The 23,110-nt window shown below is 73.6% G+C and carries 22 protein-coding genes; 9 read left to right on the forward strand and 13 right to left on the reverse strand.

The annotated features are described in order from the left end of the window. Position 1 precedes the first annotated feature (1 nt). On the reverse strand, positions 2 to 577 hold the full coding sequence (locus tag GA0070214_RS20775; RefSeq protein ID WP_091266426.1) for an alpha/beta hydrolase: 576 nt from the start codon (positions 575 to 577) through the stop codon (positions 2 to 4). A gap of 96 nt (positions 578 to 673) precedes the next feature. On the opposite strand from GA0070214_RS20775, the gene GA0070214_RS20780 reads away from it, so the two are divergent. The 3 genes from GA0070214_RS20780 (at position 674) to GA0070214_RS20790 (ending at position 3,157) form a co-directional block, all read left to right on the forward strand. Then, positions 674 to 1,765: a winged helix DNA-binding domain-containing protein gene (locus tag GA0070214_RS20780; RefSeq protein WP_208602840.1), complete on the forward strand. Its 1,092-nt coding sequence runs from the start codon at positions 674 to 676 to the stop codon at positions 1,763 to 1,765. Between the two features lie 56 nt (positions 1,766 to 1,821). Further along, positions 1,822 to 2,463 (forward strand): GNAT family N-acetyltransferase, encoded by a 642-nt coding sequence (locus GA0070214_RS20785; protein WP_091266444.1) that lies wholly within the window; start codon positions 1,822 to 1,824, stop codon positions 2,461 to 2,463. Between the two features lie 64 nt (positions 2,464 to 2,527). Beyond that, positions 2,528 to 3,157, forward strand: a complete 630-nt coding sequence (locus GA0070214_RS20790; RefSeq protein WP_139141880.1) for a hypothetical protein — start codon at positions 2,528 to 2,530, stop codon at positions 3,155 to 3,157. Between the two features lie 12 nt (positions 3,158 to 3,169). On the opposite strand, the gene GA0070214_RS20795 is transcribed toward GA0070214_RS20790, so the two are convergent. Both GA0070214_RS20795 and GA0070214_RS20800 read right to left on the reverse strand, forming a co-directional pair. Continuing rightward, entirely contained in the window at positions 3,170 to 3,553 is a 384-nt protein-coding gene (locus tag GA0070214_RS20795) for a nuclear transport factor 2 family protein (protein ID WP_091266450.1), read from the reverse strand. Positions 3,554 to 3,630: 77 nt separating this feature from the next. Next, complete coding sequence (locus GA0070214_RS20800; protein ID WP_091266452.1) at positions 3,631 to 3,924, reverse strand: hypothetical protein; 294 nt, start codon at positions 3,922 to 3,924, stop codon at positions 3,631 to 3,633. Positions 3,925 to 4,090: 166 nt separating this feature from the next. Between GA0070214_RS20800 and GA0070214_RS20805 the strand changes: the two genes are divergently transcribed. Next, positions 4,091 to 4,744, forward strand: a complete 654-nt coding sequence (locus GA0070214_RS20805; protein ID WP_091266455.1) for a class I SAM-dependent methyltransferase — start codon at positions 4,091 to 4,093, stop codon at positions 4,742 to 4,744. Between the two features lie 429 nt (positions 4,745 to 5,173). Further along, positions 5,174 to 6,652, forward strand: coding sequence for an endo-1,4-beta-xylanase (locus tag GA0070214_RS20810; RefSeq protein ID WP_091266459.1), 1,479 nt, complete (start codon positions 5,174 to 5,176; stop codon positions 6,650 to 6,652). A gap of 55 nt (positions 6,653 to 6,707) precedes the next feature. Here the strand turns inward: GA0070214_RS20810 and GA0070214_RS20815 are convergent, their stop codons facing one another. Continuing rightward, complete coding sequence (locus tag GA0070214_RS20815) at positions 6,708 to 8,525, reverse strand: acyl-CoA dehydrogenase (protein ID WP_091266462.1); 1,818 nt, start codon at positions 8,523 to 8,525, stop codon at positions 6,708 to 6,710. A gap of 23 nt (positions 8,526 to 8,548) precedes the next feature. Further along, positions 8,549 to 10,009 (reverse strand): ATP-binding protein, encoded by a 1,461-nt coding sequence (locus GA0070214_RS20820; protein WP_091266466.1) that lies wholly within the window; start codon positions 10,007 to 10,009, stop codon positions 8,549 to 8,551. 433 nt (positions 10,010 to 10,442) lie between these two features. Here GA0070214_RS20820 and GA0070214_RS20825 point away from each other — a divergent pair, with 433 nt between their 5' ends. Continuing rightward, positions 10,443 to 11,621: a D-alanyl-D-alanine carboxypeptidase family protein gene (locus GA0070214_RS20825; RefSeq protein ID WP_244167779.1), complete on the forward strand. Its 1,179-nt coding sequence runs from the start codon at positions 10,443 to 10,445 to the stop codon at positions 11,619 to 11,621. A 102-nt stretch (positions 11,622 to 11,723) separates the two neighbouring features. On the opposite strand, the gene GA0070214_RS20830 is transcribed toward GA0070214_RS20825, so the two are convergent. The 3 genes from GA0070214_RS20830 to GA0070214_RS20840 all read right to left on the reverse strand — a co-directional run bounded on the left by GA0070214_RS20830 (position 11,724) and on the right by GA0070214_RS20840 (position 15,396). Beyond that, positions 11,724 to 12,902 carry an alanine--tRNA ligase-related protein gene (locus GA0070214_RS20830; RefSeq protein ID WP_091266471.1) on the reverse strand — a complete coding sequence of 393 codons (1,179 nt, stop codon included), beginning with the start codon at positions 12,900 to 12,902 and terminating at the stop codon, positions 11,724 to 11,726. A 244-nt stretch (positions 12,903 to 13,146) separates the two neighbouring features. Then, complete coding sequence (locus tag GA0070214_RS20835) at positions 13,147 to 14,289, reverse strand: fatty acid desaturase family protein (protein WP_091266474.1); 1,143 nt, start codon at positions 14,287 to 14,289, stop codon at positions 13,147 to 13,149. Positions 14,290 to 14,304: 15 nt separating this feature from the next. Further along, entirely contained in the window at positions 14,305 to 15,396 is a 1,092-nt protein-coding gene (locus GA0070214_RS20840) for a ferredoxin reductase (protein ID WP_091266476.1), read from the reverse strand. An 83-nt stretch (positions 15,397 to 15,479) separates the two neighbouring features. On the opposite strand from GA0070214_RS20840, the gene GA0070214_RS20845 reads away from it, so the two are divergent. Further along, complete coding sequence (locus GA0070214_RS20845; protein WP_091266479.1) at positions 15,480 to 16,706, forward strand: PucR family transcriptional regulator; 1,227 nt, start codon at positions 15,480 to 15,482, stop codon at positions 16,704 to 16,706. 62 nt (positions 16,707 to 16,768) lie between these two features. Here the strand turns inward: GA0070214_RS20845 and GA0070214_RS20850 are convergent, their stop codons facing one another. The 4 genes from GA0070214_RS20850 to GA0070214_RS20865 all read right to left on the reverse strand — a co-directional run bounded on the left by GA0070214_RS20850 (position 16,769) and on the right by GA0070214_RS20865 (position 18,933). After that, positions 16,769 to 16,957, reverse strand: a complete 189-nt coding sequence (locus tag GA0070214_RS20850) for a ribonuclease (protein ID WP_091266681.1) — start codon at positions 16,955 to 16,957, stop codon at positions 16,769 to 16,771. Between the two features lie 165 nt (positions 16,958 to 17,122). Then, positions 17,123 to 17,623: a hypothetical protein gene (locus GA0070214_RS20855; protein ID WP_091266483.1), complete on the reverse strand. Its 501-nt coding sequence runs from the start codon at positions 17,621 to 17,623 to the stop codon at positions 17,123 to 17,125. Between the two features lie 142 nt (positions 17,624 to 17,765). Next, positions 17,766 to 18,485: a hypothetical protein gene (locus GA0070214_RS20860; RefSeq protein ID WP_091266487.1), complete on the reverse strand. Its 720-nt coding sequence runs from the start codon at positions 18,483 to 18,485 to the stop codon at positions 17,766 to 17,768. Further along, complete coding sequence (locus tag GA0070214_RS20865) at positions 18,478 to 18,933, reverse strand: RNA polymerase sigma factor (RefSeq protein ID WP_244167780.1); 456 nt, start codon at positions 18,931 to 18,933, stop codon at positions 18,478 to 18,480. The genes GA0070214_RS20860 and GA0070214_RS20865 overlap by 8 nt, the downstream gene beginning before the upstream one ends. 200 nt (positions 18,934 to 19,133) lie before the next feature. On the opposite strand from GA0070214_RS20865, the gene GA0070214_RS20870 reads away from it, so the two are divergent. Further along, the gene (locus tag GA0070214_RS20870) at positions 19,134 to 20,384 is read left to right on the forward strand and encodes a YncE family protein (RefSeq protein ID WP_244167781.1); all 1,251 of its coding nucleotides are present in this window, start codon (positions 19,134 to 19,136) and stop codon (positions 20,382 to 20,384) included. A 318-nt stretch (positions 20,385 to 20,702) separates the two neighbouring features. Next, positions 20,703 to 21,908 (forward strand): D-alanyl-D-alanine carboxypeptidase family protein, encoded by a 1,206-nt coding sequence (locus GA0070214_RS20875; RefSeq protein WP_377463347.1) that lies wholly within the window; start codon positions 20,703 to 20,705, stop codon positions 21,906 to 21,908. Between the two features lie 26 nt (positions 21,909 to 21,934). On the opposite strand, the gene GA0070214_RS20880 is transcribed toward GA0070214_RS20875, so the two are convergent. After that, positions 21,935 to 22,993: an FUSC family protein gene (locus GA0070214_RS20880; protein ID WP_244167782.1), complete on the reverse strand. Its 1,059-nt coding sequence runs from the start codon at positions 22,991 to 22,993 to the stop codon at positions 21,935 to 21,937. Between the last annotated feature and the right edge of the window lie 117 nt (positions 22,994 to 23,110).

The raw sequence follows: 23,110 nt of genomic DNA on the forward strand, positions 1-23,110 counted from the left end.
GTCACCGGGGTGGTGGCTCCGGAGCCGTCAGACGAATCGCGTTCGCCACCTCGCTCAGGTCGTTGTCCAACTGGTGATCGCGCCCGGGCAGCCGGTGCAGCCGTGCCTGCGGGATGGCGCGGGCGTACAGGTCGGCGTGCGACGGTGGGGCGGTCTCGTCCCGGAGGCCGTGGAACACGTGCACCGGCACGCCGTGCGGGAGCCGCGCACCGAGGTCGGGCGGCAACTCGAACTCCTCGCCGGGCCAGCCGTCCGCACCGACGAACGGGGCGGCGATCAGTACGATCGCCCTGAGTGCCCGCTCCGGTGGGCGCTCGGCGAGCGCGTGGACGAGGATCGTCGCGCCCACCGAGTGCCCGGCGACGACCGCGCCGTCGTCCAGGGCCGCCAGCTCCCGCCGCAGCGCCGGGCCCCACCTGGCGTAGCTCGGATCGTCCTCGTCGGGCATGCGCGGGTAGCGGACCTCGTACCCGTTCCCCAGCTCGCGCCTCAGGCTGTCGGACAGCTTGTCGTCCCACTCGTCGTGCGCGCCCGCGCCGCCGCCCTGGATGAACAGGACCTGCCGGTTTCCTGTCATGACGAGAAGGTTAGAGCGGCAGAGCCCCCAGTAGGCGGCGTGCGGTGACAGATTCCCGGCGGGCGCCGGGGGCGGACGGCTGCGTAGGGTGGGAACGTGGTCGATCGTCGCCGGGTCATGAACTTCCGCGTCCGGGCGCAGCAGCTCGACCGGGCCGAGGGCACGCTCGCGGACACCGCCGTGCTCGACATCGGGGTGCAGGACACCGGCCCGGACGGTGGCCGGTGGGCCCTGGCCGTACGCGGGGTCGACGTGACGGCGCTGTCCGGCGAGGAGCTGGTCCTGCTCTGGACGGTCCGCGGCGCGCCACACCTCTACCGCCGCGCCGACGTGGCGGAGGTGGCCGCCGCGGTCGAGCCGTTCTCCGACGCCGACGCGGGCAAGCGCATCTACGACGCCGCCAAGCCGTTGAAGGCGGCCGGGATCGGGAACCTGGCCGCCCTCGACGAGGTGGCCGCCCGGATGCGCGCCGTCGTCCGCCGGCCGACCGTCAAGGGGGACGTCTCCGGCCGCCTGGCCGAGCTGCTGCCCGAGCCGTACCTGCGGTTCTGCCGGCCGTGCGACGCCACCCACCTCTACGAGATGCCGTTCCGGCTGGCCGCCGTACGGGCCGGGCTGGAGCTGCGGCTCGACACGTCGCCGCCGGTCCTGGAGCGCATCGCCGGGTTCGCGAGGGCGGCCGCGCCGGGCGACCGGTTCGACCTGATCCGCGCGTACCTGCGGCTGCTCGGGCCGGCCACCCCCAAGCACGTCGCCGGCTACCTCGACGCCCCGGTCAAGGAGGTCAAGGCGCACTGGCCGGAGGACGTCGTCGAGGTGGCGGTCGACGGCGAGACGCGCTCGCTGCTGGCCGCGGACGAGCCGGCGCTGGAGTCGGCCGACGCTCCGGCCACCCGCCTGCTCGGCCCGTTCGACCTGCTCCTGCAGGCCAAGGACCGGGAAACCGTGGTGCCGGACCCGGCCCGCGCCAAGGAGTTGTGGCCGGTGCTGGGCCGCCCCGGCGCCGTCCTGGTCGACGGTGAACTGGTCGGCACCTGGCGCCCGCGTAGATCGGGCAGGGCGGTGAAGCTCGCCGTCCAGCCCTGGCGGAAGCTGTCCGACGCCCGGCGCACGGCGATCGTCGAACAGGCCGAGCGGCTCGCCGCGTACCGTGGCCTCGCCCTCGCCGGCGTCGAGTTCGCCGACTGACGAGCCGACCGCGCAAATCGGTGGCGCGACCGCCGCCCGGTCGCCAGGATCGGCCCGTGCTCTCCGACCTGTGGCCCCTGTACGGCCTCACCATCGTCACGTCACGGCTTGAGCTCCGCCTGCCCCGGGAGGAGGAACTGGCGGAGCTGGCCCGCCTCGCGGGCCGGGGCGTGCACCGCCCGGACGAGCGTCCGTTCCTGACGCCGTGGACCGACGGCGGCCCCGAGGATCGGGCGCGCTCCGTCCTGCAGGGACACTGGGGCCGACTCGGCGACTGGACCGTGGCGGCGTGGGCGCTGGGTCTCGGGGTCTTCCGTCACGGCGACCCGCTCGGCGTGGTCACGCTGCGCGGGCGGGACTTCCCCGTGGTCCGGGAGGTCACGACCTCGTCGTGGCTGGGCCTCGCCCACCAGGGCCAGGGCTACGGCACCGAGGCGCGGCTCGGCGCGCTCACGCTGGCCTTCGACCACCTCGGCGCGCGGGCCGCGCGCACCGAGGTGTTCCAGGACAACCACGCCTCCCAGGGCGTGTCCCGCAAGCTCGGCTACGAGCACGACGGCATCTCGGTCGACGCCCGCGGCGACGAGGCCCTCGTCTCCGACCGCCTACGGCTCACCCGGGAGCGGTGGAGCCGGCAGCAGCGGCCTACGGTGCGGGTGGACGGGATGGCGGCCTGCCGGCCGATGTTCGGCATCTGACAGGATCAGGCGCCAGCTCTCCCGGGCACGGCCGCACGCCGGCGACAGCGATCGGAGCAGGACGATGAGCCGGAGTAGCCGGACCCGGAGCGGCGGCAGGGCCCGGGCGGACCGGGAGGCACCGCCACCCGCCCCGGCCGTGGAGCGCAGGATTCCGTGGATCATCCTGGTTCTCGTTCTGGTGCTCGTGCTCGACGGCTTCTCCCGCCACTGGGTGTCCCGATGGACGCAGGATCCGTCACCGGCCTGGGCGCAGACCTCGTTGCTGGGTGCCGGGCTGCTGGGACTCCTGGGGCTCCTGCACGCACTGATCGGTGTCCAGCTCCTGGCCGCGGAGGTCGGCGAGGAGCCCGGTTCCCGGCTGACCCTGCGCGCGGTCGCCGAACGGGCGATCGGCCACACCGGCCTGGGCACCTTCGTCGGCACCCTGCTGGCATTGTTCGCCGCGGACTCGCTTCCCGCGGGACTGAAGTTGTCCAGTCTCGTCAGCGACCTCGCCACGGTGGGCGGCATCCTGGGGCTCGCGTCACTGTTCCCGCATCACGTCCTGGTGACGTACCGGTCGCTCCGCCGCCTGCGGCTGGCCCGGCCGGGCCGGTGGCTCAGAGCGCAGATGACACTCGGCGTCGTGGACACCCTGATCCTCTACAAGCTGCTCTTCCTGTTGCCGGCCGCGCTGGCGGCCTTCTCCTGACGGCCAGGGCGCTCACCACCGTTCCACCAGGTGCTCTCGGCCCGGCGGCGGCTCGTACGGCTCGGGCCAGTAGTCGACGATGCGGCTGATCAGGCCACCCTCGGACACCTCGAGCCAGACACACGCGTCCTGCTGCTCGGCGCCGACCCGGACATCGAGCCACAGGGCGGCCGACCGGCCGTCGGCTACCACCCGCCGCACCCGCAGGTGCCAGTCACCGGGGTAGTCGATGTTGAACCGCAGGAACCTGTCCCGGCCGCGGATGCGCTCCCGGGTCTGCGGCATCTCGTAGACCACGTCGTCGGCCAGCAGGCCGGCCAGCCCGGACCAGTCGCGATGCTCCAGACGATCGACGTAGTCGTGCGCGGCCTGCCGAGTCGTGGTGGTGTCGCTCACGCGCGGACCGTACCGCCTGGCGGTGACATCCCCGGCCGCCGTGGCGCCGGGGCCGGGGCACCCGACCCGGCCGGCGGTCAGCCGAGACCGCGATGCGCGGCCCACAACGTGCCGGCGCGGCTGGCGGCCGCGTGGACCAGGGCCACCAGCTCGGGCCGGTCCGGCACGGGGAACGAGACGTAGGTGCCGCGCCCACCGGCGGTCGGCCGGCCGTACGCCTTGGCGGCGAGGTGCCCGTCCGGCAGGAGGCGGACGTTGAGCGTGCTCAGCGTGAACTCCTCACCGCGCCGCGTGTCGGTCCAGCGGAGCGCTTCCGGGATGGTCACGTTGATCGCGAGGGCACTCACGTCGAGGGGGACGTCGCTGCTCATCGACGCATGTTCCCACGCAGCCCGGCGCCCGCTCGCGCCGCCCGACCCGGTTTGCGGAAATGGCAAGAAACGTTGTCGGCGCCGGGAGGGTTCCGGATGCTGGGGGCGTGGACAGCAACGACCTCCACGGCCTGATCGGCACCGAGCACCGGAAGGAAGCGGCCGCATGAGTGGACACGGACACCAGCTCTCCGACGAGGAGGCGGCCGCGATCTTCGAGCCGCCGAGCTGGGACGAGCGGTACTCGGGTCCGGAGAAGGTCTGGAGCGGAAACCCCAACGCCCAGCTCGTCGCCGAGGTGGCCGGGCTGACGCCGGGCACCGCGCTCGACGTCGGCTGCGGCGAGGGCGGCGACGTGATCTGGCTGGCCCGGCAGGGCTGGCGGGTCACCGGCGCGGACTTCTCCGCCAACGGCCTGGCCCGCGCCGCCCGGCACGCCGAGCAGGCCGGAGTCGCCGACCGCACCGACTGGTGGCAGGTCGACGCCCGGACCTTCACGGCGGGCGGGCGGTCCTACGACCTGGTCACCAGCCACTTCCTGCACCCGCCGGACGGCGGGATGGTGGCGGTGACCCGACGGCTGGCCGGCGCCGTCGCGCCCGGCGGGCACCTGCTCGTCGTCGGCCACGCGCCGTCCGAGGTGTTCACCCACCTGACCGCGAGCCAGCGCCGGGCCATGTTCGTCGCCGAGGATCTGCTGCCCGGCCTGCCGGACGACTTCGAGGCTCTCGTGGTGGAGCAGCGGCCGCGGACGACGACCCGCGACGGCGTGACGGTGGACATCCACGACTCCACGCTGCTGGCCCGCCGCACGTCCTGATCGCCGGATCGCCTGCGGCCATCGCGGCACCGCGCCGCTCCCACCCCACATCCGGGCGGGAGCGGCGTCGGCGTTCACCCCGCCCAAGACCGCAACACTCGCGAACTGGTCCCGGAACTTTCAGCTGAGGCCGCCACACATCCGCGATCCGCCCTCCGCACCGCGTGACCGCCAGCCCACCGGTGGCCGATGGAACCACTGACAGGCCGCTCGACTCACCCCCACCTTGACCGGACATGGGTTTCGGAAGTGTTCCGGAAGTTGTTGTTTCGACGACGTTACCGTGCCAGCATGACGTGACATTGAAGTTCATCGCTCACAGGTTCGGCTCGCGCGATCCGCGACTCCCCTTCGCACCCGGCGGCCACGGCCCGCCACCGGTGTGATGCTCGGCGCCCCGGGGACGCAGAGCCGAGAGAGGAGGCCATCGTGGCAACGAGTTCTCCCGTCCACTCCTCCGGCGCCCCGAGGAGTCGTTCGCTACGGGTCCGACTGCTGATCAGCGGCGCCGTCGCCGCCGTCGCGGCGCTCGGTGTGGCGATCGTGATGCCGAACGCGAACGCCGCGGCGAGCACCCTGGGCGCGGCGGCAGCGCAGTCGGGCCGGTACTTCGGCACGGCCATCGCCGCGAGCCGGCTCGGCGACTCGACGTACACCACGATCGCCGGGCGTGAGTTCAACATGGTGACCGCCGAGAACGAGATGAAGCCGGACGCGACGGAGCCCCAGCGGGGGCAGTTCACCTTCAGCGCCGGCGACCAGATCTACAACTGGGCCACCCAGCGCGGCATGAAGGTCCGCGGGCACACCCTCGCGTGGCACGCGCAGCAGCCGGGCTGGATGCAGAGCCTCGGCGGCAGCAGCCTGCGCCAGGCGATGATCGACCACATCAACGGCGTGATGGCCCACTACAAGGGCAAGCTCGCCGCCTGGGACGTGGTCAACGAAGCGTTCAACGAGGACGGCAGCCGCCGGCAGTCCAACCTGCAGGGCACCGGCAACGACTGGATCGAGGTCGCCTTCCGCACCGCCCGCAACGCCGACCCGTCGGCCAAGCTCTGCTACAACGACTACAACATCGAGAACTGGTCCTACGGCAAGACGCAGGGCGTCTACCGCATGATCCAGGACTTCAGGTCCCGCGGCGTACCGATCGACTGCGTCGGCCTGCAGACCCACTTCACCGGCGGCAGCTCGCTGCCCAGCAACTTCCAGACCACCCTGTCCAGCTTCGCCGCCCTCGGCGTCGACGTCGCCCTCACCGAGGTCGACGTCACCAACGCCTCCACCACGCAGTACGCCGGACTCACCCAGGCCTGCATGAACGTGCCCCGCTGCATCGGCATCACCGTCTGGGGCGTACGCGACAGCGACTCCTGGCGATCCAGCGAGAGCCCGTTGCTGTTCGACGGCGGCGGCAACAAGAAGGCCGCCTACACCTCGGTGCTCAACGCCCTCAACGCCGCCGGCCCGACGGCGACGTCCTCGCCGACCGGTGGCACCGCCTCCCCGTCGCCCACGGTCACGCCGGGCGGGGCGAAGCGGATCGTCGGCGCCCAGTCGGGGAGGTGTGTCGACGTGCCGAACGCGTCGCGGAACAACGGCACGCGGGTCCAGCTCTACGACTGCAACGGCCAGGTCAACCAGGCGTGGACCCTCACGTCGAGCCGGCAGCTGACCGTGTACGGCAGCATGTGCCTGGACGCCGCCGGCTCCGGCAACGCCTCGGCCGTGCAGATCTACAGCTGCAACGGGCAGGCCAACCAGCAGTGGAACGTCAACAGCAACGGCACCATCACCGGTGTGCAGTCCGGGCGCTGCCTGGACGTGTGGGGCACCGCCAACGGGCAGCAGATCCAGATCTACGACTGCAACGGACAGGCCAACCAGCGGTTCAGCCTGAGCTGATCGGAGGCGTCGGTAGCGGTGTGGCGGCGACCCGGCCGCCACACCGGGCCGCCGGTCAGAACCACGCCTCCCGCGTGTCCAGGGTGGTGCGGTCCAGGCTCTCCAGCAGGTCGAACTGCGGCCCGGTCCGGGGCAGCTCATAGCGGAAGAAGTATCGGGCGGCCTGCCGTTTGCCGGCCAGGAAGTCGGCGTCCGGGCCGTCCGGGCTGCCCAGGGCCTCGACGGCGAGCAGCTGCTCCAGCCACATCCAGGCGATCACCACGTGCCCGACCGCCTCCAGGTAGAGCGCGGCGTTGGCCAACGTCACCTCGGGATCGCCGGCGCCGTGCAGCCGCCGGGTGGCCACGGCGATCCGGTCGACCGCCGCGCCGAGCCGGCCGGCCAGCTCGGCCGCCTCGCCGTCGGTCTTCCAGGCCCGGGTGACGGTGGCTCGGATGGTCTCCAGCAGCAGCTCCAGGCCGGCGCCGTCGCGCATGGTGACCTTGCGGCCGAGCAGGTCCAGGGCCTGGATGCCGTGGGTGCCCTCGTGGATCGGGTTGAGCCGGTTGTCCCGCCAGTGCTGCTCGACGTCGTAGTCGCGGGTGTAGCCGTAGCCGCCGTGCACCTGGATGGCCAGGTCGTTGGCGGCCAGGCACCACTGCGACGGCCAGCTCTTGGCGATCGGGGTGAGCAGGTCCAGCAGCAGGCGCGCCCGGCTGCGGTCGGCCTCGGCCGGCGCGGTCTTCTCCTCGTCGAGCAGCCGCCCGCAGTAGAGGATCAACGCGAGCGCGCCCTCCACGTAGCTCTTCTGTGCCAGCAGCATGCGGCGTACGTCGGCGTGCGCCACGATCGGCACCTGCGGGGCGGTGGGGTCCTTGTCGGCGACCGACCGGCCCTGCGGGCGCTGCCGGGCGTACGCGACGGACTTCAGGTAGCCGGTGTAGCCGAGCGCGGTGGCGCCGGCGCCCACCCCGATGCGGGCCTCGTTCATCATGTGGAACATCTGCGCCAGCCCCTGGTGCGGCTCCCCCACCAGGTAGCCGACCGCCCCGGCCCGCCCGTACGGGCGGTGCACGCCCTCGCCGAAGTTGAGCAGCGTGTTGGTGGTGCCCCGGTAGCCGAGCTTGTGGTTGAGACCGACCAGCACCACGTCGTTGCGGGGGCCGAGCGCGCCGTCGGCGTCGAGGAGCACCTTCGGCACGATGAACAGCGAGATGCCCTTCACCCCGGGCGGCCCGCCGGGGATCCGGGCGAGCACCAGGTGGACGATGTTCTCGGCCAGGTCGTGCTCCCCGGCGGAGATCCACATCTTGGTGCCGACCAGCCGGTACGTCCCGTCGTCCTGCGGCTCGGCGCGGGTGGTGATGTCGGCGAGGGAGCTGCCGGCCTGCGGTTCGGACAGGCACATGGTGCCGAAGAACCGCCCCTGCACCATCGGCCGGACCCAGGTGTCGATCTGCTCGGCGCTGCCGTGGGCGAGCAGCAGGTTGGCGTTGCCGAGGGTGAGGAACGGGTAGGCGGCGGTGGCCACGTTGGCGGCCTGGAACCAGGCGGAGCAGGCGGCGGCCACGGCGTGCGGCAGTTGCAGGCCACCGACCGACTCGTCCATGGTGGCGGCCAGCAGGCCGGTGCGGGCGTAGGCGTCCAGGGCCGCCTTCACCTGCGGGATGGTGCGGACGCGCTGCCCGTCGAAGGTCGGCTCGCTGGCGTCGGCGGCCCGGTTGTGCGGGGCGAACTGCTCGGCGGCGACCTGCGCGGCGAGGTCCAGCGCGGCGTCGATGGTCTCCCGCGAGTGCTCGGCGTAGCGCGGGCGTTCGGTCAGCCGGCCGACGTCGAGCCAGTCGTGGAGCAGGAACGCCAGATCGCGACGGGACAGCAGGGTGGACGACGACACGGATCTCCTTCCGCCGGCCGTCGTCAGCCGCGGCGCAGCCCCGCGACGGCCTCTCGGAGGTCATCCTGACTGATCGGGGCGGGCGGCGCACCCTCCGTGGCCTCCCGGAGCGCCTTGGCGAGTTGCACCCGGCGCAGCACCTCCCGCAGGTCGGCCCCGGTAAGGCCGGGGGTGGCCGCGGCCAGCGCGCCCGGGTCGACGTCGGCGGCGAACATCCGGAAGCCGGGCCGCTCGTGCCGGTCGATCAGCTCGCGGATCATCTTGGCGAGGATCTCGGCGCGGCCGGCCTCGTCCGGCGCCGGGATGGCGATCTTGAGGTCGAAGCGGCCGGAGCGGGTCAGCGAGGCGTCCACCCGCTGCGGGAAGTTGGTGGTGGCCACCACGATGACGTCCGGGTTCTCCTCGAACAGGGTGTTCATCTCCTGCTTGAAGATGCCGGCCACCGCGTTGACCGCCTGGCTGGCCGCGTCGCCGCCGGAGCCGGCGTAGCTGATGATGCTGTCGAACTCGTCGAAGAGCATGACGGTGGGCCGCCGGTAGCGGCGCGCCTCCCGGAAGATCCGCTTGATGTTGCGTTCGGAGCCGCCGAGGAACTTGTCCAGGATCTCCGGGGTGCGGATCTCCACGAAGTCCGCGCCGATCTCGTTGGCCAGCGCCCGGGCCAGCATGGTCTTGCCGGTGCCCGGTGGCCCGTACAGCAGGATGCCCTGCGGCCGCCGCGCGCCCCAGCGGGCCATGGCCTGCGGGTGCCGGAACGACACCGCGACCTCGCGGAACCGGGCGACCACCTCGGCCAGGCCGCCGACCTGGTCGAGGGTCACCGTCGCGCTGCCGGCCGGCGTCGCGACGGCCTCGCGCCGGCCCACGGTGTACGTCCGGCCGCGCAGCACCGTCGGCTCCGGGGTGTCGCCGGCCAGCTCGCGCACGGTCTGGAGCACCAGCTCGACCATGGCGCGCAGGTGCGCCGGCGTCACCTCGGCGCTGGGCACCGAGGCGCGGACGGTCAGCGCTCCGCCGTCCTGGCTGACCCGCGGGCGCAGCCCCAGCTCCTCGGCGGTGCGCAGCACGTCCTGACCGGCCCGGTCGCGAGGTGGTTCGGCGAGCGCGGTGTCGGCGGGGCGCAGCCCGAGCCGCCGGCCGGCCTCGGCGGCCACCCGGCCGACGCCAGCGGCCAACCCGTCCCCGGTACGCGCGGCGAGCCGCTGGGCGAGCAGGAGCCCGACCGGGCCGGCGATGCCAAGAGCGAGCAGCCCGACGGTCGAGCCGGGCCCGTCGACTCGCAGGTACGCCTCGAAGCGGTGCACGCCGTCGTGGGCCCGGACGCTGCTGCGGACCTCGCGGACCGGGGCCGGGAAGTCGGTGCCGGCCAGCAGCTCGACCGGGCCGGCGGGGGCGGCGGCCAGCAGCGCGGCGGCGTCGACGACGGTGACCCGGGCGCCGAGCGGTGTCCAGGTCTCCTCGTCCGGCCTGACCTCGTACCCCATGCGTTCACGTCCCTCGCTGCGGCGGTCCCCGCTGCCGAGTCTGACACCGGACCACCGCCGCTGCCACCGCACCGCCCGACCGTGCTCGGCCCGCCGGCCGTCGACCGGGTCCGGGCAGATGTTCGCTGCCGGCAACCTCGGCGCAGGGGCGGTTGCTAGGTTCTTCCCGGCGTTTTTGTAGTGGTCGGGGGGAAGGACGCGGATGCCACAGGTTGGCGGACCGGCAGACGGCGGCAGGCCCTACCGGCCGACGTACGGCGACGCCGGCCATAGGGAGATGCCCGTTACGCGGCGATCCGCCGGTGCCGTCTACGGCCGTCGCGCGGACGGCCATCCGGTGGTGCCCCCGTCCGCGACGGCCGGCGGTGCCGCCCATCCTCGGGCGGCGGGGCGCGCGACCCCGGCGGAGCGTCGTCGTCGGGCGCTCCCCGTCGTGGTGGTTCTCGTCCTGGCCGCGCTGCTCGGCACGGGTGTGGCGGTTCAGCTCACCCGGGAGCTCCCCGCCGCGACCGTCAGCACGTCGATCGCCTCCACGCTGCGTGTTCCGGGCGCGAAGCCGGCCCTGCCCTGGCCGCAGCGAGGCTCGGCGGAGCTGATGATCGAGGGACTGGGCCGGCTCGGCGGCTCGGGCGGCGGCGCGGCCAAGCCCATCGGCAGCGTGGCCAAGGTGATGACCGCGTACGTCATCCTCCGGGACCACCCGCTGAGCGGGGATGAGCAGGGTCCGACCCTGACGGTGACGGCCGCGGACGTGGCCGACTACCACGCGCGGATCCCCAGCGGCCAGTCGCTGGTGCCGGTCGTCGCTGGGGAACGGCTCACCGAGCGGGACGCCCTGGAAGCCCTCATGCTTCCCTCTGCGAACAACATCGCGCACCAGCTCGCGGTCTGGGACGCGGGCAGCGAAGCGGCCTTCGTCGACAAGATGAACGCCGCGGCGGACGAGCTGGGCCTCAGGCACACCCGCTACACCGACCCGAGCGGCTTCCTGCCGAGCACCGTCAGCACCGCGCCCGACCAGGTCACCCTCGCGCGGGCCGCGCTCAAGATGCCGGTCTTCGCGACCATCGTCGAGCTGCGCGAGGCCACCATCCCCGTCGCCGGACGGATCCGGAACTACAACGACCTGCTCGGCGTCGAAGGCGTCTTCGGCATCAAGACCGGCTCGACGGACGAGGCGGGTGGCAACCTCGTCTTCGCAGCCCGGATCAAGGTGGGCACGAATACGTTGGTCGTGGTCGGCGCGGTGTTCAACCAGCCCGGGGCGAACACGCCCGAGCAGCTCGTCGCTGTCAACGGGGTGGTCCGCCGACTCCTCGCGGCGGTGCGGCGCAACGTCAAGGAATACACCCTGCTGGCCACGGGCCGGGCTGGTGAGGTGCGGACCGCGTGGGGCGCGACCGCCGCCGTGAGCCCTGGCGCACCGCTGAAAGTCATCGGGTGGCCCGGGTCGGCCGTCCCGGTCCGGGTCGTGACGCTCACGCCCGGTGCCGAGGTCAGGGCTGGCCAGACGGTCGGTTCGGTCGAGGCTGCGGGCAGACGCGTCGATCTCCGTACCGATACGGGCGCCGCGGCGCCCTCGCTGTGGTGGCGCCTGACCCGCCGCCCGTAGCGGTCGTAGGGCTGATGCGTCGTTGTCGGGCGGGGCCGGTGGATCGAGCCCCGCCCGACGGGACACGCCGACCAGGTGCGACGGCTGCCACGGCCAGCGCCGCTAGCCGGGTTCAACCCCGGCGAGCAGGCCGTCGACCAGGTCGCGGGGCAGCCCGTGGGTGTCGTGCAGCCAGTGGTAGTCCCGCTCGGTCAGGGGTCCGCGCCCCCGCACCCGGTCGACCAAACGGCGGCCCCGGAGCAGCAGCCCCCGGAAGCGCCGTTCCTCCTCGGCGAGGACCGCGCGCAGCCGTGGGATGTCGGGATCCTGGCGGAACCGTTGGCCGGAGTCGCGGAACGGCTCGTCGGGCAGCTCGGTCAGGCTCCGCGACGGGTCGTCGCGCCAGAGCACGGTGAGCGCCCGCCGGATGAGCCGGCGCAGCACGTAGCCACGGCCGGTGTTGCCGGGGCGTACCCCGTCGCCGAGCACGACCACCGCGGAGCGCAGGTGGTCGGCCACCGCGCGCAGGTCCGCGCCGCGCAGGTCCCACCGGTCGCGGACCGCGCCCACCCACGGGCTCAGGCCCGCGCCCTCGAAGACCGACCGGCCGCCGCGCAGCACCATCTCCAGCCGCTCCAGGCCCATCCCGGTGTCGATGCTGGCCGTCGGCAGCGGCGTCAGCCGGCCGTCGGGGTGCCGGTGGTGACGCATCTGGACGTGGTTCCAGACCTCCATCCAGCGCTCGTCGGTGCCCGGGGTGCCGACCGGCGGCCCGTCCCCCGTCCACACGAAGATCTCCGAGTCGGGCCCGCACGGGCCGGTCGGGCCGTTGGACCACCAGTTCTCCGCGCCGTTGGACTCGACCGGCACGCCCAGCCCGGTCCAGGTGGCGAGCGCCGTCCCGTCCGGGCCGACCTGGTCGTCGCCGCCGAAGACGGTGGCGTGCAGGCGGCCAGGGTCGATGCCGAAGCCGTCGGTGAGCAGCTCGAACCCCCAGTGGAGGCTGGTCGCGATGTCGTAGTCGCCGAGCGACCAGGAGCCGAGCATCTCGAAGACGGTCAGGTGCGTACGGTCACCGACCTCGTCGAGGTCGGTGGTGCGCAGGCAGCGCTGCACGTTGACCAGCCGCCGGCCGCCGGGGTGCGGGCGCCCCAGCAGGTACGGGGTGAGCGGGTGCATGCCGGAGGTGGTGAACAGCACCGGGTCACCGGGCGGCGGGACGAGCGAGCTCTCCGGCGCGTCGCGGTGGCCCCGGCGGTGGTAGTGGTCGACGAAGGTGCGGACGATCTGGTCGGGTGTCATGGCACGGGCCTTCCGGTGGGGACGACCGGACGGTCCGCCGCGCGGGCGGTGGCGTGACACGACGACGCCGGCGGACCGTTTCCGGTCGCCGGCGGGAATGGGGCAGGTCAGGCGGCGGCAACCGGCGAGCGGGAAGCTCGCGCGGCTGCGGCGGTGGTGCTGCGCCTGAGGTCCATGCCCATGACGGTAGCCGATCGCGGGCGGCGCCGCCCACCGGAATGGTGCCCGGTGGGCGGCGGGGCGGTCAGGCCGTGCCGGAGGAGACCAGCGGGGCCGGGGCCACCGGCTGGCGGCGGTCGGAGCGCCGGTTGGGCAGCGACAGCCGGATCACCTTCCACCAGGCGGAGGCGACCTGCTTGGGCAGCGGGCCCGTGGTGTACCTCAGCCCGTACCGGTCGAACAGCGCCCGGACCTGCGGGGCGATCTCCTGGTAGCGGTTGCTCGGCAGGTCGGGGAAGAGGTGGTGCTCGATCTGGTACGACAGGTTGCCGGTCATGATGTGCAGCAGCCGGCTGCCGCTGATGTTGGCCGAGCCGAGCATCTGCCGCAGGTACCACTCGCCGCGGGTCTCGCCCTCGATGGAGGTCTTCTCGAAGGTCTCCACGCCGTTCGGGAAGTGCCCGCACATGATCACCGAGTGGCTCCACACGTTGCGGATCAGGTTCGCGGTGAAGGTGGCGGCGAGCGTGGACAGGAACGACGGGCCGGACAACAGCGGGTGCAGCACGTAGTCCTTGAGCACCTGGCGGCGGATCTTGCGGCCGACCGCCCGGGCGCGGGCCCGGAACGCCGGGTCCTTGTGCCCGCCGTCCTTGAGGTTCTTGCCCAGCTCCAGGTCGTACGCCGCGATGCCGTACTCGAAGAAGCAGGCGTTGACGAAGTTGTAGAACGGCTGGCCCAGGTACGCCGGGTGCCACGGCTGGTCCTCGTCGACCCGCATGATGCCGTACCCGAGGTCGTTGTCCTTGCCGACCACGTTGGTGTACCGATGGTGCAGCTCGTTGTGCGAGTGCTTCCACTGCTCGGCCGGAGAGACGTGGTCCCAGTCCCAGGTGGTGGAGTGGATCTTCGGGTCGCGCATCCAGTCCCACTGCCCGTGCAGGATGTTGTGCCCGATCTCCATGTTGTCGAGGATCTTGGCGACCGCGAGGCCGGCCGTGCCGACGATCCAGGCCGGCGGGAACAGCGAGAAGAGCAGCACCGCCCGGCTGCTGATCTCCAGCGTCCGCTGGGTCTTGATCACCCTGCGGATGTAGCGGGCGTCCCGCTCCCCCCGGTCGGCGATCACCCGGTCCCGGATCGCGTCCAGCTCCTTGCCGATGATCTCGATGTCCTCGGCGCTCAGGTGCGCGATCGGGTTGTCCGACTTCTTCTGGATCACGGTCACGTCGGGGGCCTCCTGTCAGAGTTCGATGTCGCAGGTACCGGCGGCCGCCGACACGCACGTCTGCACGAGCACGCCGTCCCCGGGGACGGCGGTGGTCAGGTCGCCGTTGCGCAGGTCCCGCACGGCACCCTCGCGCAGCGGGACGACGCAGCCGAAGCAGATGCCCATCCGGCAGCCGGACGGCATCAGCACGCCGGCCTGCTCACCGGCGTCGAGGATGGGGGTGGACCCGTCGGCCTCGACGGTCACGCCGCTGCCGGTGAACGTCACGGTGCCGCCCTCCCCCGGCGAGATCACGGTGGGCCGGAACCGCTCGGTGTGCAGCCGGTCGGCGAGCCCGTGGGACGCCCAGTACCCCTCGACGGCGTCGAGCATGCCGACCGGCCCGCAGGCCCAGGCCTCCCGGTCGAGGTGGTCGGGCACCAGGCCGGCCAGCTCGTCGACGCCGAGCAGGCCGGCCGTGTCGGTGTGCCGCTCCACCAGCCGCAGCGCGCCGGTCTCGGCGAGCGCGCGCAGCTCGGGGCCGAAGATGACGTCGTCCCGGGTCGGCGCCGAGTGCACGAGCACCACGTCGGCCCGCACGTGCAGGCCGGCGCGGAGCATCCCCATGACCGGGGTGATGCCGCTGCCGGCGGTGAGGAAGAGGACCCGTTCCGGGCTGGCCTCCGGCACGACGAAGTCACCCTGCGCCTGGTCGAGCTGGACGATCGTTCCCGGCCGGACCCGGCGGACCAGGTGGTTGCTGACCTTGCCGTCCGGGATCGCCTTCACGGTGACGCTGATCAGGCCGTCCGCGGCGCCCGGCGTCGAGGTGACCGAGTACGCGCGCCACTGGCGCACCCCGTCGACGTCCACGCCGAGGCGCACGTACTGTCCGGGCTGGTGTCCCTGCCAGCTGCGGCCCGGCTGGATGACCACGGTCGCGGCGTCCCGGGTCTCCGGGCGGACGGCGACGATCCGGCCGCGCAGCGGGGCGCCGGCGCGCAGCGGGGCGACGAGGTCGAGATAGTCCCCGGGCAGGAGCGGGGTGGTGACCGCGCCGGCCAGCCGCGACAGTCTGTCCCGGAAGGTGACCTTCTGGGGGCGGCGGGGGGCAGTTGTGGTCATATCACCAGGGTGACTGCGTGATCGCATAACATCTTGACCGGCAAAGGTGAAAGACCCGTAGGTTTTTGTTCGGGGAGAACAACATGTCGGACGACTACGCGAGTTATCGCGCGGCCCATCTCGAACTCGACGAGCGGGTGTCGGCCCGGCTGCGGGACCGGCTCCCCGTGGTCGCCGAACGCACGGTCAGCGCCATCACCGCCGAGGTCCCCGACTACTCCGGCGCGCTCACCGGCACGATGCGGGAGAAGATCGAGAACGCGGTACGCATCGCGCTGGGCACCTTCCTCCAGCTCATCGAGGGCGCCCAGCTGATCGACCCGAGCACCCCGCTGGCACCGGCCCTGGAGGCCGCCTACGCGCTGGGCAGCGGCGAGGCCCGCTCCGGGCGCAGCATGGACGCGCTGCTCGCCGCGTACCGGGTGGGAGCGCGGGTCGCCTGGCGGGAGGTCTCCGCCACCACCGTCCGCAGCGGGCTGGCCGCCGAGACGGTGGCCGAGTTCGCCGAGCTGATGTTCGCGTACATCGACGAGCTGTCCGCGGCCAGCGTGGCCGGGCACGCCGACGAGCTGGCCAGCGTCGGCCGGGCGCGCCGCCGCAACCTGGAGCGGCTCGCGCGGCAACTGCTCGCCGGTGAGCCCGAGGAGGCACTGCGGCGCAGCGCCGAACGCGCCGACTGGCCGCTGCCGCAGACGCTCACCGTCGTCCTGCTCCCCCGCCGGAACCTGCGGGCCGTGCTCGCGCTGCTCGGCCCGCACACCCTGGAGAGCGGCGAGGACCTGCCCGGCATCGACCCCGGCGAGGAGATGGCCGTCCTGCTGGTGCCGGACACCCACGGCGCCCGGCGGCGCCAGCTCACCCGGCTGCTGCACGGTCACAAGGCGGTGCTCGGGCCGGCCCGGCCGTGGCACCGGGTCGCCGCCTCCTACCAGCGGGCCACCCGGGCGCTCGCCCTCGGCCTCGGCGAACCGGACGCCGGGCCGGTCGACACCGAGCACCACCTGGCCGAGCTGCTCCTCAGCATGGACCCGGAGGCCCTGGCCGACCTGCGCGCCCAGGCCCTCGCGCCGCTCGCAGGCCTGCCCCCAGCCACCGCGCACCGGCTCGCCGAGACACTGCGCTCCTGGCTGCTGCACCAGGGCCGCCGCGACGACGTGGCGGCCGACCTGTTCGTGCACCCGCAGACCGTGCGCTACCGGATGGGCAAGCTCCGCGAGCTGTACGGCGACCTGCTCCACGAACCGGCCACGGTGCTCGCCCTCACCATCGCCCTGGCCGTCCCCCCGACACCGCCCGAGACGACGGACTGAGCGGCCCGGGCGGCGCTCGGTGGGGACCCCCGGACGCCGGGCGCCTCGGCGGCGGCGGGGGTCTACTCCTCCTCCGGGACGCCGGGACCGACCTCGCCGCGCCTGAGGTGCTCGGCGTTGCGATCGGCCTCGCTGTCGGCGTGCGCGGCACCCGCGCCCGCGTCCCTGGTCCGACGCCCCTCGGCGTCCTGGTACACGGCGCCGGTCTCCAGCGCGTCTTCCTGCTGCCGCCTCTGCTCAGGTGTGGTCACCACGACCGATTACCCGGCGATCGTGCCGGACATGCACGATGCGCCCAGGAGGCACGACGACCTACCCGGCACCGCGAAGGCGCTGGCGATGTCGAGCGGGTACGGGCGCCGCCATCCGTTCATACGGCCATGGTGGGCGGCGGTGTCCACGGCAGGTGCCCGCCGTCAGGCGGGGACGTAGACGAGGTCCATGGTGTCGGTGCGCCCGGACCAGCGAAGGTCGAGGTGCCAGCAGCCGGCCTGCGGCAGATCCACGATCGACGGGCCGGGGCCACCGGCGACCTCGCGGGTCGCGCGGGTCGTGGTGCCGGCCAGCGTCGCGGTGATGACGAGGGTGGCCGGCGCGGCCGGGTCGGGCGACGGCGTCGCCGCCGGCCGGGCAACCCAGAGGATCTTGTTGGCGGGCCCCTCCTCCCGGCCGACCGTCAGCGGCTGGCCGAACAGCACGGCGACGATCTCGCCCCTCGCACCGAACACGTGCGGGGCGCGGGCGTCCCCGCTGAACCCGGCGTCGGCCCAGTCGGGCAGCCGGCCCGCCTCGACCCGTGCCGCGCAACCGGTCGGTGCGTTCGCCGCCGGGGTGGCCGGCGTGGCGGACCGGCCCGCGGTGGTGCAGCCGGCCAGCAGGACCACCGCCGCCAACAGGGGTCTGCCCCAGGAACCCATCCCGCACCTCCGGACTCGTCGGTGCCGGTGGGCGGCACCCCTGTCCTCACGACACCGGCCGGGCGGCGCAGGTTCCTTCCGGAGCGGACGACCGCTGTCGCGGGGCCGCCGCCCCCAGGCCCAGTGGTGCTGCGGGGCGCCCCTAGTCCAGGGACGAGGCGACCCGGATCGCCTCGTCCCGGGTGAGATCGCCCTCCAGCCGGTAGCTGACACCGCCGTCCTCCCAGATCAGGGTGGCCGCGGCGAGGCGCGCCGTCTCGACCCGCACCGTGCCGGTGCGGTCGACGTACGCCAGCTCGTGCGGACCCCCGATCCAGACGGCGAAGTCGCCGCCGACCTCCACCCACTCGACGCCCGGCCCACCGATCTGCTTGTGGAAGACCGGGTCGAGGTGCCCGTCGAAGGCGTCGAGGCGCAGCGCACCACCGCGGTAGAGCAGCGTCACCACCCGGTACGCGCCGGCGCCGTCCGGGTCCGCGACCAGCAGCTGCTCCGGGTCGCCCAGCTCGGCCGGTACGCGGATCGGGAAGCGCAGGTGCCGCTGCGCCTCGTCGAAGGCGGCGGGCCGCTGCGCCGGCAGCGGCGACGGCACGCCGGTGGGCGCCGGTGGCGCCGAGGTGGTGTCGATGACGATCCCGGAGAAGCGCAGCAGTCCCGTCACGGCGTCGGCGATGGCGGCCCGGCCCGGTGGCAGCAGGGCGACGAGCAGGGCGGCCAGCGCCGCGGCGAGCCAGTAGCGCCAGCGACGTCGTCGCCGTACGGGCCTGGTGAGCCGGGCGCGCACCCGGGCGGTCACGTCGGGGGCCTCGGGTGTCTCCAGCCAGGTGGCGAGGTCCCGCAGCTCGCGTTCGAGGTCAGCCACGGCGCACCTCCTCGCGGTCGAGCAGGCTGCGCAGCTTCGCCAGGGCCCGGTACGTCCGCGACTTCACCGTGCCCCTGGGCCAGCCGAGCGTCGTCACGGTCTCCTCCTCGGTCAGGTCGAGAAGGAACCGGCACACGATCACCTCTCGGTCCTTCACCGGCAGCCGGCGCAGCGCCGCCACCAGCGCGGCCCGGCGCTCCGCCGCGAGGACCCCGCCGACCGCGACGTCCTCGCCGACCGCCGCCCCGGGATCCGCCGCCGTGGCCCGCAGCACGAGCCCGTCCCGCCGGCTGCGGGACCGGTGCAGGTTGCGGGTCTCGTTGGCGACGATCGCGAGCAGCCACGACCGGAAGGACGACTCGCCGCGGTAGCGGGCCAGGTTGCGGAACCCCTTCACGAACGCCTCCTGGACGACGTCCTCCGCGTCCGACCCGGCGCCGAGCAGCACCGCCGTCCGGTACGCGGACGCGGTGTGCCGGGCGACCAGGAGTTCGTACCCCTCCAGGTCACCGGCACGAGCGCGGCTGACAAGCTCGTCGTCGTCCAGTGGAGACCTCCGCTTCGATCACCCTCATGACACCGGCCGCGGCACGCGGGTTCCACGTTCGCGGCACGGAACCTCGGCGGCTTCGAGGGTGTCACCTCGGCATGACCGCCACCATCTCCCGTCGTACCGTTCTGACCCTGCTCGCCGGCGCCGGCGCGGCCGCCCTGGCCGGCTGCGAGCCGACCCGCGGTCGGGCCACGAGCCCGGCCGTCGGCGTTCCCGATCCGTTGCTCGTCCAGGTCGACGCGGGGCCGACCCTCCTGCGCGGCGCCGACCGGCGAACGGTCCCCCGCGCTGCCGCCGGCCCCGACGGGGCGTGGATCTTCGCGACCGCCCCCGAAGGCCCTGACACCACCTGCTGGCGGATCGACACCACGACCGGCGACACCTCGGCGAAGACGCTGCTGCCCGGACGCTGGGTGCCGCAGGTGGTCTCCGCCGAGGGGACCGGGGTGGCGCTCACCACGAGCGGAGCGACGGCGACCGGCGGCCGGCCACCCGGGCGGACGGGGACGCCCGTGCTGGTCGCCGACGTCGGTGGGCTGCGCCACCGGCTGGACCTGCCGGGCAACGTCGTTCCGGAGGCGTTCACCGCCGACCGCACCGGGCTGTTCGTCCTCGACTGGCTACCGGCGGCCGCACCGGACCGCTACCGCGTGCGGGTCGTCGACCTCGCCACCGGCCGGCCCGGCCCACTGTCCACCCGCGACAAGGCGCCCGTCCCGCCCGGCGCCGAGGAGGAGATGCGCGGCGACGGGCGCCAGGCGGTGCTCGCCCCGGACCGCACCGTCCTCTACACGCTCTACACCCACCAGCCCGGCCACCAGCACACCCGCGACCTGGTCAGCGGCCGCCCCGGCAACGCGCACGCGTTCGTGCACACCTTGCACCTGTCGGCGCGGTGGGCGTACTGCATCGACCTGCCGCACCCCTTCGGCGAGGCGGCGGCGACCGGCCACGCCATGGCGATCACCCCCGACGGGGGCCGCCTCCTCGTCGCCGACGTGGCGTCCGGCACCGTCGCCGACATCGCCACCGAGGACCTGACCGTGCGGCGGACCGTCCCGCTGGCCCGCAGTGTGGGCGCCGCCCACGCCGCCGCCGGCCCCGGCCGCCTCTTCCTCGCCTCGGGTACGGCGGTCCGGGCCCTGGACCTCACCCGCCTGACCGGCACGCTCGACTGGCCGGTACGCGAGCCGGTCTGCGGCCTCGTGGCCAGCCGCGACGGCGGGCGCCTCTACGTGGGCCAGCGGGACTCGGTGAGCTGGCACGATCCCGCCACCGGCCGGGAACTCGGCCGGGTCCCGGTCCCCGGTCTGGTCGGCCTGCACGGGCTGGCGGGATCCGCCTGACCGAGGCCGAAAGGCCCTCCGCTGCCAGGAACGGGCGGGCCATTTCTGTTCCGGTCCGTTTCGACGGAATGAGCGACAGAATGCCCCGCATCCCCTGGCGACCGGGCCGCGTCCGCATTTCCGGTGCGGCCGGGGAATCCCCGATCGCGCCGGTTCGCCCGGCCGGAAGCCCGCTCGCCGAGAGGCCCGAGCCGCACGAAACGGCACACGGCGATCAGGAAAGTGCCGGCGAGGCCGACGCCGGAAATTCCGGCCCTCCCCGGACCACTTTTTACAACCGGGCCGTACCCGCCTGGCGGGCGATTACGGTCCTTTGACGTGGCCATCTTTCGCATTGCCGCAGTGGCGGTCAGCGCAATCCTGACGACGCCGGTCATGGTCCCCGGGGCTCCGGCGCGGGCGACCGCGCCGTACGTTCCCTGCCCGGCCGTTAAACCGCCGGTCGCTCCACCGCCCGCACCGTCTCCGCCGCCGGTCGGTCCCGCCGATCGGGCCGTCGGGGGCGAGTCGCTGGCGACGGCGGGGCTGTCCATTCCCGCCGGTGCGCCGGTGGCACCGGCGGTGACCGCCACCTCGTGGCTGGTGGCGGATCTGGACAGTGGCGCGGTGCTGGGTGGGTGCGGAGCGCACGAACGCCGCACCCCGGCCAGTGTGCAGAAGATGCTGCTGGCCGCGGCCCTGATGCCCCGCCTCGACCCGGCCCACGTGGTCGAGGTGACCCGGGCGGATCTGCAGGATCTCGATCCGGCCAGCTCGGTGATGGGGGTGGTGCCGGGCGGCAGGTACTCGATCGAGAGCCTCTGGCTGGGGCTGCTCCTCAGGTCCGGAAACGACGCCGCCAACGTGCTGGCCCGCGTCGGCGGCGGGACCGCCGGCCGGCAGGGCGGCGTGCAGGCGATGAACGACGAGGCACACCGGCTGGGCGCGAACCAGACCCACGCGGCGACACCGTCCGGCCTGGACGGGCCCGGTCAGTACACCAGCGCGTACGACCTGGCGCTCATCGCACGTGCCACCTACGCCCGCCCGGACTTCCGGCGGTACATCGCCACCCGGGTGGCGGAGATACCGGCGGAGCCGGGAAGGCCGGGTTTCTCCATCACCCACGACAACACCCTGCTGGACCACTACCCCGGCACGCTCGGTGGGAAGACGGGCTTCACCGACCTGGCTCGCCAGACGTACGTGGGGGTGGCCGAGCGGAACGGCCGCCGACTCGCCGTGACCCTGCTCGGCGCGGAGACCGCGCCGCTGGGCAGCCTGGGCGAGGCGGCGGCCCTGCTGAACTGGGGTTTCTCCCTCACCCCCGGCGCGTCGGTCGGCCGCCTGGTCACCCCCGACGAGAAGAAGAAGCAGGACAATCCCGTCGCCCAGGTCAACGCCGGGCAGCACGGTCACGCCGCGTCGGCGCGGTCGGTGTCGTGGGTCGCCATCCTCGGCCCCGGGGCCGTCGGCGCCCTGGCCGTCCTGCTCCTCGCGGCGCCCTGGCGGCGAAGGGCGGCGCGCGCGGCGGCCAAACCGTAGCCGACCCGATCGGCCCGGGCCTCCGATCAGCGTGGCTCGTCCCGTGCCTGAACCGATTCCGCGCCCTGTTGTGCCGCCTGCCGTACCTGGTCGTTCGCCGAGGTGGCGTCGCAGCCGGTGGCGCGCAGGAGATCGCTCGCGGCGGTGCGCAGCTGGGTGATCACCGCCTCTCCGAACTCGCCGACGCCGCGCCCGCGGGCCCGGCCGGCCGCGTGCACGGCGTCCCACACGGCGCGGCGGGTCCGCTCGGTCGGGCGTCCGGCGCGATGTTCGGTGCGCAGCAGTTCGACGGCCTCGGCGAGCCGTCCGACACTGGTCGCCAGTTCGGCCGGGACCGGCTCCTGGTACTGCAGCACCATCGCCGACCGGCGGGCGACGCCGCGGCTGTGTTCGATGATGCGTTCCAGGAGTCGGTTGGCTCGCGCGAAGCGTTCCACGTCCTTCCTGCGCAGCCACCGGGCCGGGGCCAGACTGACCACTTCCTCGGCGCCGCTGAGCGCCTCGTGCAGTCGTTCCAGGTCCGGCCCCATGCTGCGGAGCGCGGTCAGGGCCCGCACGGCCCGCTCCCGGTCGTGGTGCGTCAGTGATGCGGCCACCTCCCGGAGTTCGCGCGCAAGACCGGCGAAGATCGGAGCGGCGTCACGGTCGAGGATCCGCATCGGGTTCAACGGCAGCAGCAGCGCCACGACCAGAAGGCCCACCACGCCACCGACGGTGGCCTCGACGATCCGCGGCCACTCGAGGTCCTTCTGCGCCGGCGCCAGGGTGGCCAACAGCACGGCGGTGCCGCCGGCCTGTCCGACGGCCGCTCCGCTGCGTCCGAACAGCACGAGGGTCGTGAGGATGGCGCCGCCGACGACGAGTCCGGTCTGCCAGAAACCGGTGCCGAGCACGCTCAGCAGGAAATCGGTGATGGCGATGCCGAGGCCGACCCCGAGCAGCAGTTCGATCGTCCGGTGGGCGCGCTGGCCGAGCGCGGCGACGATCGTGCCGACCGCGGCGGACGGAGCGAAGACGGGTGCCGGGTTGCCCAGCACGTCGTGTCCGATCCGCCAGGCCAACGCGGCGGCAAGACCCGCCTGCACCGAGATCACCGAAGCGGCTTCGAGTTGCCGGAGCCGTAGGCGGCCCGCGCCGGATCCGCGCCGCCAGAGCCTGGCCGCGACCATCTTCACCGGTGTGCGGGGACGGTCACGCCGGGA

The sequence above is a fragment of the Micromonospora chaiyaphumensis genome, from assembly GCF_900091435.1.
Taxonomy (GTDB): Bacteria; Actinomycetota; Actinomycetes; order Mycobacteriales; family Micromonosporaceae; genus Micromonospora; species Micromonospora chaiyaphumensis.